The sequence below is a fragment of the Bacillus sp. FSL L8-0654 genome (assembly GCF_038629965.1).
GTDB lineage: Bacteria > Bacillota > Bacilli > Bacillales > Bacillaceae > Bacillus > Bacillus safensis.
Genome location: NZ_CP152026.1, coordinates 3,109,355 through 3,124,341 on the forward strand (window position 1 = coordinate 3,109,355; position 14,987 = coordinate 3,124,341).

Genomic DNA, 14,987 nt, shown 5'->3' on the forward strand with positions numbered 1-14,987 from the left:
GCCTATCATTTTTTCTCCTAGTTTAATAGGAAAATAGTTGACAGTTCACATGAATATCCCCTAAAATTACAAAAGTAAGTCAAATGTTATAAAAATATTACAAACAGATGTCAAACTAATAAAGAATGACCCGTCATGAGAGGAGATTTGAAAGTTGTGTCAGTAAAGGGAAAATGGAGTATCGTCCTATTTGCGCTTGCAGTCGTCATTGGAGCAGTTGCTTTCTTTCAAAATCAACAAGCAAGCGGTACAGAGAAGAAAAATGTAAAGCAGGATACGAACTATAAAAACGTAGAAATTGTCACTCTCGTAAATGACGGGAAATTTATGAGATATGCAGTCAACTATCCTCTTTTTCATCAAAAAGAGCTAGATGACAAGATTCAAAGCTATGCCAATTCAGCATTAGAGCATTTCAAAAAAACATTCAGTGAAGCAAAGGATATTGATGAAAATAAACGCTATGAACTGAATATTGATTATGAAATGGTGCATTATGCGAAGCAGTCTGCTGCCATCCGCTTTACGACCTATACGTATACTGGCCAGCAAAGTGGAACCACCAATCATCTCACGATTAACTTTGATTTTCAGAAAAAAACCTTTCTTGACACCAAAGATTTATTTCTGCCTAAAACCAATTATTTAAAGAAATTATCCTATATTACATATACAGAGCTTCGAAAGGATAAAACCTTATCTAAGGATCAGCCTCTCCTTCAGAAGGGAACAGCCCCTGATGCTCAAAACTTCAGTCAATTTGCCTTGAAAGACAAATATGTAGAATTTTATTTCCCTGCATCTCAAGTAGCAGCAGAGGATCTTGGGCCGCAAACACTCGCAATCAAAAAGACATTGCTGAAGGACATATTAAAGCCAGATTATATGGATAAACTCAAAAATAAAAATGAAATGAAAGAACCGAATCCAAAAAGAAAAGCCGTCAAGCTGCCGCAAAAATCAAAGCTTGACCCGAATAAAAAAGCCATCGCACTCACATTTGACGATGGTCCGAATCCAGCGACAACCTCAAAAATTTTAGATGCGCTGAAGGCAAATAAAGGTCATGCCACCTTTTTCGTATTAGGCAGCAGGGTGCAATATTACCCTGGAATGCTTGCCGATATTTTAAAAGGCGGGAATGAGATCGGAAACCATTCCTACAATCACCCTTTATTAACAAGACTGCCTTTAGAAGAAGCGGTGAAACAAGTGAAGGACACCCAGCAGCTGATTGAGAAAGCAAGCGGATATACACCTACGCACTTTAGACCGCCATATGGCGGTACAAATCAAGATATCAATCATGCAATTGGGATGAAGGTCACTTTGTGGGATGTTGATCCTGAGGATTGGAAGATCCGCAACAGCCAGCAAATCACAAACCGCGTACTCTCACATGCAGCAGATGGCAGAACAGTGTTAATGCACGATATTTATGAAAGCTCAGCCCAAGCAGCAGTAAAGATCATCCATGAACTCACCAAACAAGGCTACCAGCTCGTCACAGTGAGTGAACTTGAACAATTAAAAAAAGAACGACATGAACAAACCCCTGTAGAGTAAACAGGGGTCTCAGATTGTTGACAAAGGGCTAAAATGATCTTTATTTTAGCCCTTTGTCTTCTTTTCAGCGTGATGGAAAACCTTTGAAGTCTAGGAAGGACGAGTACTGGAGCGGAGCGAATTGTACATTCGTGAGCACCGGCACGCAGGACTGACAAAGAATGCGAGGGTTTGTCCGCGCGCTGAAACCCCTGTAGAGTAAACAGGGGTTTTCTTTTATGACTCCAAAGACTTTTTTTGTTTCAATAATGCTTGAAATGTCTCTTCAAGCTCTTGCGACGGCTCAATACTTAAACGGCTGAGCACTTCAGACAGCTGCATATCAATTAACAGAAGCTCCTCTTCTCTATTTGTCACAGCTGGTTTTTCTTCCTTTTGTTTATAGGCTTCATATGTGCCTTCAAAAGCTTCAATACGTTCCTCGTGAATATGAAAAATACGAGTGGCAACTTCTTCAATCAGCCTGCGATCGTGGGAAACAAACACAACGGTACCTGGGTAATCCTTCAATAGACCTTCAAGTGCTTCAACTGCCGCCAGATCTAAAAAGTTCGTCGGTTCATCCAGCATGAGAACATTGGCATCACTGACGAGTAAGGACGCAAGCATCGTCTTCACCCGTTCTCCCCCGCTTAATACCTCAACAGGCTTGTGCACATCATCCCCTCTAAATCCTAGTCTCGCCAAAACCGTTCGAACCACTGTTTCATCTTGAACCGCCTCTTTCAGCGCATTTTGTAAAATCGATTCATCTACCTTCAATCCTGACAGATCCTGACGAAAATAGGCTAGCTTGACAGCCTCTGAACGAGTAACTCCGGGATGTCCATTCACTAACATACGGAGAAATGTCGTTTTGCCGCTCCCGTTCTTTCCGATAATGGCAACTTTGTCTCCGCCCCTCACTTCCACATTCGACTGCTTCCAAAGCACTTTATCGCCCGCCTTGCCAACTACATTTTCCACTCGCAAAATGGTACGGCTTGCTGTTTCCTTCATCGTATGCTGAGTCATTTGAATGGGCTGAATGTCCTTTACCTTCTCCACCTTTTCTAATTTCTCCATCCTTGTTTCAATGGATTTGGCTGTTTTTTGCAACTTTTTTTGCTTATTTGCATAGTAGGGCTTTGCAATTTTAGGTCCTGAGGATTTCACCTTTTGGGATGGCTTTGTCGCTTTGTCCGCCTTTTTCTTTTTCTTTTCCAGTGCATGCTCTAACTGTTTTTTCTTTTGTGTATAAGCTTCATACGCTTCCACCTGCTGACGATGTGCCAGCTCTTTTTGCTGTGCAAAATGCGTGTAGTTGCCTTTGTAATGATGTAGCTTCCCATGATCCAGCTCCCAAATCTCCGTACATATTGCATCTAAAAAAGCACGATCATGCGAAACAACAATGAGAGCTCCTTGATAATGACGCAGCTTTTCTTCCAGCCACTCAATGTGCTCCGTATCCAAATGAGTGGTCGGTTCATCTGCTAATAAAAGGGCAGACGGCCGGCTTAATGCTCTTTCAATATAAGTCTGGGTCATTTCACCGCCACTCTGTCTGCCGTCTCCTTGTTTCAATTGAGGAAGCAGCGTACAGACCGCTGTGGCGGCAACCGTGCCGCTGTCTGGTGTTTCCTGTCCTGCCAGCACATGCAATAAAGTCGTTTTTCCGCTGCCATTTGTCCCTACAAGACCAATGCGGTCACCTTGATGGATGGCGAGCTCCTCAATATCAAATAACAAGCGATCTTTTCGAAATACCTTTAACTGATTGGCTTTTAATAACATCCAATCCTCTCCTTTCGTATCAGGAGACATGAAAAAGCCTCCCATTCTCAGAATAGGAGGCAAAATGGTGTACAAAAATAAGCGGATTGATCCAGTATGGTGTGCTGTTCCTATTTGAACACACACTCCACGTATCAATCACTTCATTTTTTGATTCCCAAGCTGTACCATCCTATTCCGAAGCTAAAAAATGAAAACGCAGCAAACATGGCAAACGGATCGTTTGCTCACTGCCTTCGTTCGTTCATTTTGCTTACAGGTCATAGGATTAGTACTTCATTGCATTGGGTCACCCTTCCGTCGTTTGTTACGTATACGATAAAAGATTGGTTATTTTTTGTCAAGCTGAAATGGCATAAGTGAGTCGATTAACTGGAGTGTAAATGGATGGGACACTTCAAACAGTTCGTCCTTTTTGCATTCTTCCACTAGGCTTCCTTCATGTAAAAATAGGAGGCGGTCACATAGATACACCGCTGCTTCTACATCATGAGTAATGAGAAGCATGGTCATGTCTAGCTCTTGTTTTAATGTCTCAAGCAGCTCCAATATTTGTACTTGAACAGAGACATCCAGTGAGCTCAAGACTTCATCTAGTATAAGAATGGCTGGATGCGTCGATATCGCTCGTGCGATGCACACTCGCTGGAGCTGACCGCCGCTTAGCTGATGAGCATATTGATTCAGCACAGACGAGGGCAGTCTGACTTGCTCAAGTAATGACAAAACCTTCTGATCCAGATTCTGATTCTGCTTTAACAAACGCATCGGTTCTGCTATGATCTCTTTCACCTTAAAAGAGGGATGAACAGAAGATAGATAATCCTGAAAGACAACACTCATTTTCCCCCGGTTCATCCTTCGCCATTTGTCAGCTGTCATACCATCAATCTGTACCTCGCCTCCATCTATTTTTTCTAAACCGAGCAGGATACGTGCCAATGTACTTTTGCCACTTCCGCTCTCACCGACTAATCCGGCACATTGTCCTTTTTCGATTTGAAACGAAACATTTGATAGGCGGTCTTTTGGTTTCTTTTGATTTGAAAAAAGACCTTTCTTCTCACCGTGTTTGACTAGATCGAAAGCTGTGATCAACATGGAAACGCCTCCACTCTCTTCTGCTGCCGCAGTGCTTCAGTAGGGGCAGATAATCGAAGCCTCGTCTCAAGTAAATGCTTTGTTTGGGGATGCTCGGGTGATGTGAACACTTCCTTGGCTGACCCATGCTCAAGCATTACTCCTTGGTGCATGACCATCAACTCATCAGCAATTGCCTGAACGACGCCTAAATCATGCGTTATGACGATCAAGGTAACACCAGTTTCTTCCTTTAGACTGTGTAATTGTCTGATGACTTCACGCCCATTAAAGGCATCAAGTGATGCAGTTGGCTCGTCTGCAATGATCACGTCTGGAGAAAGCATCATCGTGATGCCAATCATCACACGCTGAAGCATTCCTCCAGACAGTTCATACGGATACTTTTTCATCAAATCATATGGATTTTTTAAATGGACACGTGTAAGCCCAGCCATAGCATGTGCTTTCCCTTCTTTCCCTCGTAAGCCCAAATGCTGCTGAAATGTTTCCACCATTTGATGACCTATCGTTTCGATAGGGTTGAATGCATTCATGACATCCTGTGAGATGAAACCTATTCGTTTCCCCCGCCATTGATGCGCTTCTTGATTTGTTAATGTTTTGCCGTCAAAAATGATCGTTCCTTCCACTTCTAGCGAAGGGGCGACAAGATCAATTAACGCTTTGGCGACAGTTGATTTTCCACTGCCACTTTCTCCAATGACGGCTAAACAGCGTTGTTGATGTAAAGAAAATGTGATATTCGACACTATATTCTTTTGCTGCTGTGGATCATGTACGGACAGATTTTTTACGTCGATTAAAGGCAAATGGCCTCACCCCTTTCTTTCTGGTATGATGCATGGCAGGATTCGCGGCATGCTGAAGGCTGTCTCCTAAAAAGCTCAACGCCATGACCACAAACAAGATGGCAAGTCCAGGCGCAAGCATATGGGCTGGATGTGTCACCATGACATTCTTCGCCTCGTTGAGCATCATGCCCCATTCTGGTGTAGGTGCACTCACACCTAATCCTAGAAAAGACAGTGCTGATATATTTAAGATCACCCAGCCCGCATCAAGTGTCGCAAAAACAGCAATTTCTCCTGAGATGCGAGGAAATAGATGTCTCCTCAATATGTAAAAGGGTTTGCCGCCAGTCACCTTTGCAAATTGAACAGAAGGTTCATTCGCATATTGAAGGACAGACGACCGAATCATTCTTGTATACCAGGCCCATTTCGCTAGGACATTCGCCAAAATAATATTGAATAGTCCAGGTCCGAGTATTCCAACAACCGCAAGAATCATCACCTCTGCTGGAAAGGACAGCATGACATCACACAGCCTCATCAAAACCCCATCCACCTTTCCTCGAAAGAAGCCTGCCATGAGTCCAAGTGCGCTGCCAATGAGCATCGTGATACACATGGTCAGCATAGCTGCAAGCATTGTTGTCCGAATGCCATATAAAAGCCGCGATAATACACATCTCCCTAGATGATCCGTTCCGAGTGGGTAAGTAAGACTGATACCGGCATATTTTTGGAGAATGTTCGTATTTGTTGGATCATGTGGTGCTAACATTGGAGCAAACAGTCCAGCTAATGCGACAAGCGCTAACAGCCAGATTGAAAGAATCGCCATACGGTCTTTTCTTAATTGATGCCACCCTATCATTGTTGTCATACCTCCTTTCGCAATTGCGGATTCATGGTCATTTGCATCATATCAGCGATGAGATTGCACATAACAAACAGGAACCCCATCACAAACAAATAGGCTTGAATAATAGGGAAGTCCGCATGGAAAATAGCCGTTACACACAACCGGCCAACCCCTGGCCAAGCAAAAAGGTTTTCAATAATAACAGTTCCCGCAATGAGCTTTGGAATAGACATGCCAAGTGCTGTTACCGCTAATTGCAGGGCATGCCTCAAGATTTTCAGTTGAACGGTTCGTTCCTTTAAACCACGTGCTCTTGCATAAAAAACAAAGGGCTCGTGCTGAAATTTTAGAATTTGATTACGTATTAGTCTCACATAGGTCGATAAGTAGCCTAATGATAATGTGACAGCTGGAAGAAGAATCGATTTGAATCCTTCCATTCCACTCGTATTGACCCAATTGAATTTGACAGAAAAAAGCCAAATCAACAAAATCCCCAGCCAAAAACTAGGCATAGAAGCTGCGATAAACACAAAGGCTCTCAGAACCCGATCCACCCAGGAATGAGCAGCATATGCACAAATCACTCCAAATAATAAACTCAACACAATGATGAAAAAAAGCGCTGCTCCTGCAAGCTGCAATGTCGCAGGCAGCGCCTCCATGATAAGAGCAAAAACGGGCTCCTGATTGACATAGCTTCTGCCAAAATCACCTGTTAATCCATTTTTAAGCCATGTGGCATAGCGGATGAAAAATGGCTGGTCTAAGCCTAACTCCTGCCGCATCGATTCAATCATTTCTTCTGTTGGAGTGACTTGATTCACCCGCAAAGCGACCTCTGCTGGATCACTTGCCCGCATCGTCAGCAGTACAAAAGCAAAGAAGGTGATGAAGATCATAAGCGGAAAAAGCATCAATATTCGTTTTAAGAGATAGCGAGTCATGTCTCTACCTCCGTTTATGACGCAAAATACATACGGTCAAATGGAATTTCATACTGAGACACATGAAAACCTACGCCTTTCAGTCGCTTATTATAAACGGCCTTTGTCACAGAATAAGAGATTGGGAGGTAGACATTTTCATCATGAATATACGTCAATATTTCTTGATACATTTGTTTCCGCTTTTGCTCATCTGGTTCTACTAATACTTCTGTAATCGTCTCGTCCAGCCACTTTTTCTTTTTCAGTCCTAATTGGGCTTGATAATCAGCATGGGATGCTACACGGAATGAAGAGACATAAGTTTGTGGATCATAAGGAAGCCCCCAAGACAGCGAGTACATCAGATCGAACTTTCCTGTTTTTTGGCGATCTAAGAATGCCTGTTTTTCTTCTCCTCTAATATCCAGCTTGATCCCCACCTGCTTGAAATCTTGTTGAATCGATTCACTGATCGTTCTTTCCCCTGCATTATCGGAATTATAGTAAATAGCCACACTCAGCAGTTTGCCATTTTGATAGCGATACCCGTCTTCTTTCATCTTCCAGCCTGCCTCATCCAATAATGCCTCTGCTTTCTTCTTTTGATAAGTTTTCTTTTTCAGTGGAATATCTGCGTAAGGGACAGAAGGAGCAAGCAATGTGTGTGCCACCTTTTCCGTTCCATTTAAAATACCTTCTGTGATCATGTCCTTTTGAATGGCGTATTGAAACGCTTCTCTTACTTTCGGATCTTTTGTGATTGGCTGGTTTGAATTAATGACAATCGATCTTGAACCAACAGGAGGGCTCACGGTTACCCCATATTGACCTGCTTCTTTTAAAGCCTGGAATGAGTCTCCATCAATCATGTCACCATCTGCTCCAAATAAAAGATCAATCTCTCCTTTTTGAAGCGCAAGTAAGATGGTTTGGTGATCCGGCATGACTTTCCATTTCACAGTTGAAATCTTCGGCTTTTCCCCCCAATAGTGGGCATTCATTTCAAAAACGGCATATTGATTTTTCTTATGTTCCTTTAGCACATAAGGACCTGTACCTGCATAGCTTTTGACTCCTTTTGCAGTCGTTCCATCAATGAAACTTTTTGGAGAAATAAAACGGAAGGGGCGTGTTAAGCCCAGCTCTTCTAACGTAGGATAATAAGGCTCTTTCAACGTGAGAACAAATGTATCGTCATCTAACGCCTTTGTGGATTTGATTTCGGATACGAGATTAAGCCAAGCGTTCTTTTCAATATTTTTGACGACAGCATCAATATTCAATTTCACTGCCTTTGCATTAAAAGGCTCACCATCTGAAAAAGTCACACCTTTTCGAAGATGAAAGGTGTAGGTCCTTCCATCCTTTGATATGTCCCAACTTTTCGCTAAGGCAGGCTGAACGCCCTTCTCTGTATTGACGACAAGCGATTCAAACACCATATTTTGAGCAGCCATCTCTCCACCGTATAGATGGGGATTGATGTCCCTGATATCTTTTGTACTTGCATACACGAGCTCATCTTCTTCTCTATCATTGCTGGAGGATGCTTTGTTTTCAGAGCATGAGGCCAATAAAAAACAAGCCATCACTGAAAACAGCATCAAGGTGTATGTCACGTAGGGATGCCTTTTCTCATATTTCTTCTTTATGTAAACAGGTTGATCACTCATATGTACTTCCCCCAATTCAACATTATCGTAATCATTACGATTATTAATCGAAATGATTACGAATTGAATATTAGCATACAGAAACGGGAAATACAACGTCTTTTCATAAAAAAACAGACTCATGTTTGAGTCTGTTTCGCTTGTATAAATTGGTCGATCACCTTTAATGCTTTTTCTGTTCCACCTGCCGCTTGGAAGCTTTCTTCAATTTTCTCAATACCGGCACGGTACGTGTCACTGCCTAAAACGGTCTCAACAGTTTCTCTTAGCTGCTTTGCTGTCAGCTGATCTTTATCAAGTGCACAGGCAGCAGATAATTCGGTCAGTCTTTGTGCCACCATCGGCTGATCTTTGTCGACTGGAATGACGACCATCGGAACGTGGTAATGAATACCTTCATTGACACTATTCATCCCGCCGTGCGTTATAAACACATCTGTCAGTTCGAGCACTTCAAGCTGCGGCACATAAGGTTCGATCAGAAAATGAGCAGGCGGCTCTTTTAAGAGAGAACGATCTACTTTTTCACCTGTTGCGATAATCACTTTTCCGTCAAAGTCTTCGAAAGCATCTATACACATATTAAAAAATGCTTCTGTATCACCAAGAACGGTGCCCATGGAAATAAAAACGACTTTTTCTTGCTCAAGTGCTTCCAGCGGGAAATCATGCTGGTCGGCTCTTTTTAGAAAGCTCGGTCCAATGAAAACAAACGAATCGTTTAATGAATCAACTGAAGGCTGGAAATATTCACTTGTATAGACGATATTCAGTTCTCCACGGTTTTTCATAAATTGCATCAAACGCGTTGGCTGAACGCCAAAACGCTCTTGTATTTTTTCTAACAGATGATCGGCTTTCTCATCCTTTCTGTATAGCGGTGTATCAAAATGCGCCTCTTGCAGCACAAAAGATGGGTTGGAACCAATGCTCGGAATGTGCAAGTAATCTCGAACAAGCTCCCCTGCCCCAAACATATCAAAGTAAACCAAATCAAATGAATGCTTCTCGGAAAGTGTTTCCACCACCTCTAAAATATCATATGATGTTTGCAGCATGGCATGAAAGAACGGCTGCATGGAATCTAAATCTCCTTCTTCCACATGTAATGTCCGAATATAGTCTGGATGTATATGTACGTGAGCGCCTAAGCGTTTGATTCGTTCCTCATAATGTACAGTTGTGACCGCATGCACTTCATCGCCTCGATCCGCCCATGATTTAATCATTCCTAACATAGGGTTCACATGTCCTTCAGCTGGAAACGTAATCAATAAAATCTTCGCCACAAGAAATTCCTCCTCATTGTCAATTCCCTTCCATGTTAATCATATACAGCAAGCTGGCTCAACAAATACGCCTGAAAAGGGAAGAAATGAGTCTTACGTCCAGTATTTCATGGAGGGACATGAACATAACACCTTCTCACGAGCAAACATCCAATATTTTTGTATAATTAGTCATAATATTATTTTCAGCTTCATATTGGAGGGGATATTTTGTGAAAGTCTTGGAGAAATACAGTTATTTAATTATCATTCTTTGTCTAGCGGCAATGATCGTGACAAACTTCACTGTGAATGACAATACAATAAAAAATACTGTATCCGTGATTGGATTTATCATTGTTCTTCTTACAATTATACCTGCGGCTATTTACAGGAAAGGCCAGAAAGGCAGATAACCCTTTATTCTAAAGCAGTAACCCCCACTCTTATGTTAAGAGTGGGGGTTATTTTATTATATTCTGATAGATGTTGCTGTGTTGCAACCAGATCATTTTTTCACTTGCTTACCCTAGCTTTATTAGAAGAGAACGATCAATCCGATTGAGCACACAAAAACCCCTCTCCATATGAAGAGGGGTTCATGAAAGACCTTTATCATCGTAAGCAAGGTCAAGTACGCGCTCGGAGGGATTCGAACCCCCGGCAGACGTGGTACCGGAAACCACCGCTCTATCCAACTGAGCTACGAGCGCACGATATGTTTTTTGAACGTCAGCATATCAAATTATAAGGGAAATGCTGCGAGAAAGCAATGATTAATCATTCGTCATGATGATGTATTTTATTACTTTGTATTCATACACTAATATGATGGTTTGAAGTGGAATGATTTTGGGGAAAATGGATAGGGGTATTTGAATTTAGGTCAGCGTTTTGTTTGACCTTTATTGACCAAAAATGTATCATTGAATTACATACTTACCTAAAAGGTGAAGGAGGAACATTATGAATTTAATACCTACAGTCATTGAGCAAACAAATCGTGGGGAAAGAGCTTACGACATTTATTCTCGTCTTTTAAAAGACCGTATTATCATGCTTGGTTCTGCGATCGATGACAATGTTGCCAACTCCATCGTGTCACAGCTGCTTTTCTTAGAAGCTGAAGATCCAGAAAAAGATATTTCTATCTACATTAACAGCCCTGGCGGTTCAATCACAGCTGGTATGGCCATTTACGATACGATGCAATTTATTAAACCAAAGGTATCAACTATTTGTATTGGTATGGCTGCATCTATGGGTGCGTTCCTGCTTGCTGCTGGTGAAAAAGGTAAGCGTTATGCTCTTCCAAACAGTGAAGTCATGATTCACCAACCACTCGGCGGTGCCCAAGGTCAAGCAACAGAAATTGAAATTGCGGCAAAACGAATCCTTTCTTTACGCGATAAACTGAACCAAGTACTTGCTGAACGTACTGGTCAGCCAATTGAAGTCATTGAGCGCGATACAGATCGTGACAACTTCAAAACAGCGGAAGAAGCACTTCAATACGGACTCATTGACAAAGTCTTGACCCGTAATACAGAAGACCAAAAAAAATGATCACAACACAAACCGTCTGTTCCTTGAACAGACGGTTTTTTGTGATTGACATATACTTTAAGACAGCTCCGTCCATTTCTGCTGAAGAGACGGTGTTTGATAAGAAGCCATCTGCGTGATTAATTCCTCCGGTTCACTCGAAGCATGTAACAATTGAAGATGTGATTCATTCGAAAAACCTTCTTGTATACTAAATTTCACCATGTCTATGAGCGGATTGAAGTAGTCATTCACTTGATACAATCCAATCGGCTTTTGATGGATGCCGATTTGTGCCCAGCACAGCACCTCAAATAATTCTTCATATGTACCAAAGCCGCCTGGCATCGCAATAAACCCATCGGCCAGCTCGCTCATTTTTGCTTTTCGTTCATGCATGCCTGTTACCTCAATTAGCTCTGTCAGCTCTTGATGCACGACTTCTCCTCTAAAAAGTCCCTTAGGCATGACCCCGATCACTTGCCCGCCATGTCTCATGACCTCATCGGCAATCGCGCCCATTAACCCAATACGCGATCCGCCGTAAACAAGACGAATGCCCTGCTTCGCCATATAAGCACCCAGCTCTACAGCCTTTTGTTTATAGACATCATTTACACCTGGATTCGAACCAGCAAACACACAAATCGTTTTCATCAAAACAGCCCCATCTCTCTCTATGATTTCTTCACCCACTCATTCTACTATAATGATTTGTAAAGAAACAGCCGTTTCTTCTATATATAGTGTAAAATCAAAAGAGTGAACACCATATAAGGAGCTGTAAAGAGAGAATGCAAACAACTGAGATGGAGAAGTGGATCAAGGATTTTTATCAAACGAGAAATTGGACAGAATACGGACCGTTTATCCGGTTAGGCTTCTTAATGGAAGAAACGGGAGAACTCGCTCGAGCTGTTAGAGCAATAGAAATCGGACGAGACCGGCCTGATGAGCAGAGACAGGAATCATCTGAGCTGAAGAAAGAACTCATTGAAGAAATGGGAGATGTTTTAGCAAATCTCCTCATTTTAGCGGATCAATATGATGTCACAGTAGAAGAGATCTTCAGCGCTCATCAACAAAAACTCACAAAGCGTTTTTCTGGAGAAAAAGAGCCAGTAAAAAACACGTGACCAAGCTGTCACGTGTTTTTTACGCCTTAAAGATGCTGTGGTGAAATGTCATCCGTTCGTTCAAAGAAATGCTGTTTTCCGATATGATGGAATAGACCTGTTCGATGCAAAAGCTCCTTAGGCTGTGATTGAAGTCCAACGATCATCAGCTTTCCATTATGATGCTTTAACCGATTGGAGATATTCATGAGAACCGCTTCTGCCGATGTGTCCATGTAATTGACTTTATTCATAAGCAGAATGAGCGTTTTCGGTTTTGTTTGAACATGATCCAATATCGAATTTTCTAATGAATCTGTTGTTCCGAAAAAGAGCGGCCCTTCAATGGAATACATACTGATCCCTTTCTCCTCTGTCTGTTTTTCTAAAGCAGCTGCTGTTTCCATTTGAGGAACGGCGACATTTGTATGAATATTGGTCGTCTGGCTCATTTTTTTGATAAAGGCGATAAATGCTAAAATGAGACCAGCAGTGACGCCAATAATCAAATCACCGATCACTGTGAGCAGGAAGGTCACGACGAGTACAAGCGAATCAGCATTTTTCACTTTCAAAATATTGATAAACTCTTTTCTCTCACTCATATTCCAAGCAACAAACATTAAAATCGGTGCCATTGCAGCAAGTGGAATCATCGACGCATACGGCGCAAATACCATTAAGATCAGCAAGACGACAACGCCATGCACAACACCAGAAATCGGACTTGCCCCGCCATTTTTTATATTCGTGGCCGTTCGGGCAATAGCTCCCGTCGCTGGAATTCCTCCGAAAAGCGGTGCCGCCATATTGGCAATTCCTTGCCCCACAAGCTCTTTATTGCTGTCATGCTTAGAGCCTTTCATATTATCAGCGACCATTGCGGACAAAATCGATTCCACGCCGCCTAAAAGCGCAATGACAATTGCTGGAGGCAGGAGGTATATCATTTTTTCAATCGTTAATTCAGGAAAAGCGAAGGTTGGCAGCTGACGAGGGATTTCACCATATGCAGAGCCAATCGTTTCAACTTGTCCTTGAAAAAAGAGAACGGCTAGAAACGTAGAAGCCAATAAACCTAATAGAGCACCAGGTATTTTGGGAATGTATTTTTGTGCCGCCAAAATCACGATGAGCCCGATGACGGCTGTGATAATGGCGAGACTGTTTGTAGTACCAAGATGGACCACGATTTCTCTCATATTGAGGAAAAAGCTTTCATGTTTTTCAACACCCTTTAATCCGAGGAAGTTGGCAATCTGTCCTGAAAAAATAATGACAGCAATGCCAGCAGTAAAACCGATGATAACCGGACGAGGAATAAATTTCATGAGCTTTCCTAGTTTGAATATTCCGAATAATACAAGCATACAGCCTGCCATAAAACCGGCAATGAGCAAGTTTTCAATACCGTACTGGCTGACGATCCCGAATAAAATTGGAACAAACGCCCCGGTCGGCCCGCCGATCTGATACTTTGAACCACCAAACAATGAAATCAAAATGCCGGCAACGATGACTGTGTATAATCCATATTCTGGTCCGACACCAGATGCAATGGCAAATGCCATGCCTAAAGGAATTGCCACAACGCCCACGACAAGCCCAGCGATTAAATCGCGTCTAAACTTTGATGAATTGTACCCTTCAAATCTTCCATAAAAACGCATGGTATGTGTTGGCCTCCTTCAAGTATGTGTAGATGATTTAGGTATACTGTGGGTCAATTTGTTTGTCTTTCACTACGACATCCAGCTTTCCTGTCGCTGGGTGAATCACCAGTCCATGAACTGCCACATCACTTGGCATCAGTGGATGCTCTTTCACTAATTTCACACTTTGGGCCACGCTTTCTTCAACTGAATCAAAGCCTGTCAGCCAGCCCTTTAAATCAACTCCTGAGTTTTTCACAATGCTTAAGCATTTCTCTTCGATTCCGCGTGCTTTCGCCTTTTCAAGTAAAGGGTCCGCCGCAAGACCTGCCATTCCGCATTCATGATGCCCTACAATGCATACTTCCTCTGCCTTTAGCTCATAGATAGCTAGCAGGATACTCCGCATCACACTGCCGAACGGATGTGTCACGATGGCGCCTGCATTCTTAATGATTTTTGCATCACCGTTGCGCAGACCCATAGATTGCGGCAATAATTCCAAAAGACGGGTATCCATGCACGTTAAAATAACCAGTTTTTTCTCAGGAAATTTCCCCGCTTTGTAAGGCTCATAATGTCTCTCATTCACAAACTCTGAATTGTGCTGAAGAATCTGTTCTAATTTTGACTCCATTTTGCCATCTCCCATCTTTTTTTAAGTAACGTAAGCTCGTGCCTGTCCTCCTTTTCTTTCTTGTGTTCTCAAGAA

Annotated in this window: 14 protein-coding genes and 1 tRNA gene; 4 read left to right on the forward strand and 11 right to left on the reverse strand. The window is 42.4% G+C overall.

The annotated features are described in order from the left end of the window. Positions 1-156 precede the first annotated feature (156 nt). Positions 157-1,566, forward strand: a complete 1,410-nt coding sequence (locus MHH65_RS16150) for a polysaccharide deacetylase family protein (protein WP_075623629.1) — start codon at positions 157-159, stop codon at positions 1,564-1,566. 216 nt (positions 1,567-1,782) lie between these two features. Here the strand turns inward: MHH65_RS16150 and abc-f are convergent, their stop codons facing one another. The 7 genes from abc-f to MHH65_RS16185 all read right to left on the reverse strand — a co-directional run bounded on the left by abc-f (position 1,783) and on the right by MHH65_RS16185 (position 9,984). Beyond that, positions 1,783-3,342 carry an ABC-F type ribosomal protection protein gene (gene abc-f / locus MHH65_RS16155; protein ID WP_268412869.1) on the reverse strand — a complete coding sequence of 520 codons (1,560 nt, stop codon included), beginning with the start codon at positions 3,340-3,342 and terminating at the stop codon, positions 1,783-1,785. A 330-nt stretch (positions 3,343-3,672) separates the two neighbouring features. Then, a complete protein-coding gene (locus MHH65_RS16160) occupies positions 3,673-4,443 on the reverse strand; it encodes a dipeptide/oligopeptide/nickel ABC transporter ATP-binding protein (RefSeq protein WP_226015008.1) in 771 nt (256 codons plus the stop codon). Beyond that, a complete protein-coding gene (locus MHH65_RS16165; RefSeq protein ID WP_268412607.1) occupies positions 4,437-5,255 on the reverse strand; it encodes an ABC transporter ATP-binding protein in 819 nt (272 codons plus the stop codon). The genes MHH65_RS16160 and MHH65_RS16165 overlap by 7 nt, the downstream gene beginning before the upstream one ends. Further along, positions 5,218-6,105 (reverse strand): nickel/cobalt ABC transporter permease, encoded by an 888-nt coding sequence (gene opp1C, locus MHH65_RS16170; RefSeq protein WP_024423538.1) that lies wholly within the window; start codon positions 6,103-6,105, stop codon positions 5,218-5,220. The genes MHH65_RS16165 and opp1C overlap by 38 nt, the downstream gene beginning before the upstream one ends. Before the next feature lie 5 nt (positions 6,106-6,110). Beyond that, complete coding sequence (gene opp1B / locus MHH65_RS16175) at positions 6,111-7,040, reverse strand: nickel/cobalt ABC transporter permease (protein ID WP_098677527.1); 930 nt, start codon at positions 7,038-7,040, stop codon at positions 6,111-6,113. 14 nt (positions 7,041-7,054) lie between these two features. Continuing rightward, a complete protein-coding gene (nikA, locus tag MHH65_RS16180) occupies positions 7,055-8,695 on the reverse strand; it encodes a nickel ABC transporter substrate-binding protein (protein WP_098677526.1) in 1,641 nt (546 codons plus the stop codon). Positions 8,696-8,814: 119 nt separating this feature from the next. Beyond that, the gene (locus tag MHH65_RS16185; RefSeq protein WP_098677525.1) at positions 8,815-9,984 is read right to left on the reverse strand and encodes a macrolide family glycosyltransferase; all 1,170 of its coding nucleotides are present in this window, start codon (positions 9,982-9,984) and stop codon (positions 8,815-8,817) included. 212 nt (positions 9,985-10,196) lie between these two features. Here MHH65_RS16185 and MHH65_RS16190 point away from each other — a divergent pair, with 212 nt between their 5' ends. Beyond that, positions 10,197-10,379 (forward strand): hypothetical protein, encoded by a 183-nt coding sequence (locus tag MHH65_RS16190; RefSeq protein WP_012011344.1) that lies wholly within the window; start codon positions 10,197-10,199, stop codon positions 10,377-10,379. Positions 10,380-10,600: 221 nt separating this feature from the next. Here the strand turns inward: MHH65_RS16190 and MHH65_RS16195 are convergent. Further along, positions 10,601-10,676 (reverse strand) — tRNA-Arg (locus MHH65_RS16195). Positions 10,677-10,929: 253 nt separating this feature from the next. Between MHH65_RS16195 and clpP the strand changes: the two genes are divergently transcribed. Next, positions 10,930-11,529, forward strand: coding sequence for an ATP-dependent Clp endopeptidase proteolytic subunit ClpP (gene clpP / locus MHH65_RS16200; RefSeq protein ID WP_268412602.1), 600 nt, complete (start codon positions 10,930-10,932; stop codon positions 11,527-11,529). 57 nt (positions 11,530-11,586) lie between these two features. Here clpP and MHH65_RS16205 read toward each other — a convergent pair whose 3' ends face one another. Then, positions 11,587-12,165: a TIGR00730 family Rossman fold protein gene (locus MHH65_RS16205; protein ID WP_024427683.1), complete on the reverse strand. Its 579-nt coding sequence runs from the start codon at positions 12,163-12,165 to the stop codon at positions 11,587-11,589. A 137-nt stretch (positions 12,166-12,302) separates the two neighbouring features. Between MHH65_RS16205 and MHH65_RS16210 the strand changes: the two genes are divergently transcribed. After that, the gene (locus tag MHH65_RS16210) at positions 12,303-12,644 is read left to right on the forward strand and encodes a MazG-like family protein (protein ID WP_024427682.1); all 342 of its coding nucleotides are present in this window, start codon (positions 12,303-12,305) and stop codon (positions 12,642-12,644) included. A 26-nt stretch (positions 12,645-12,670) separates the two neighbouring features. On the opposite strand, the gene MHH65_RS16215 is transcribed toward MHH65_RS16210, so the two are convergent. After that, on the reverse strand, positions 12,671-14,293 hold the full coding sequence (locus MHH65_RS16215) for a SulP family inorganic anion transporter (RefSeq protein WP_024423544.1): 1,623 nt from the start codon (positions 14,291-14,293) through the stop codon (positions 12,671-12,673). Between the two features lie 37 nt (positions 14,294-14,330). After that, positions 14,331-14,912, reverse strand: coding sequence for a carbonic anhydrase (locus tag MHH65_RS16220; RefSeq protein WP_024423545.1), 582 nt, complete (start codon positions 14,910-14,912; stop codon positions 14,331-14,333). Between the last annotated feature and the right edge of the window lie 75 nt (positions 14,913-14,987).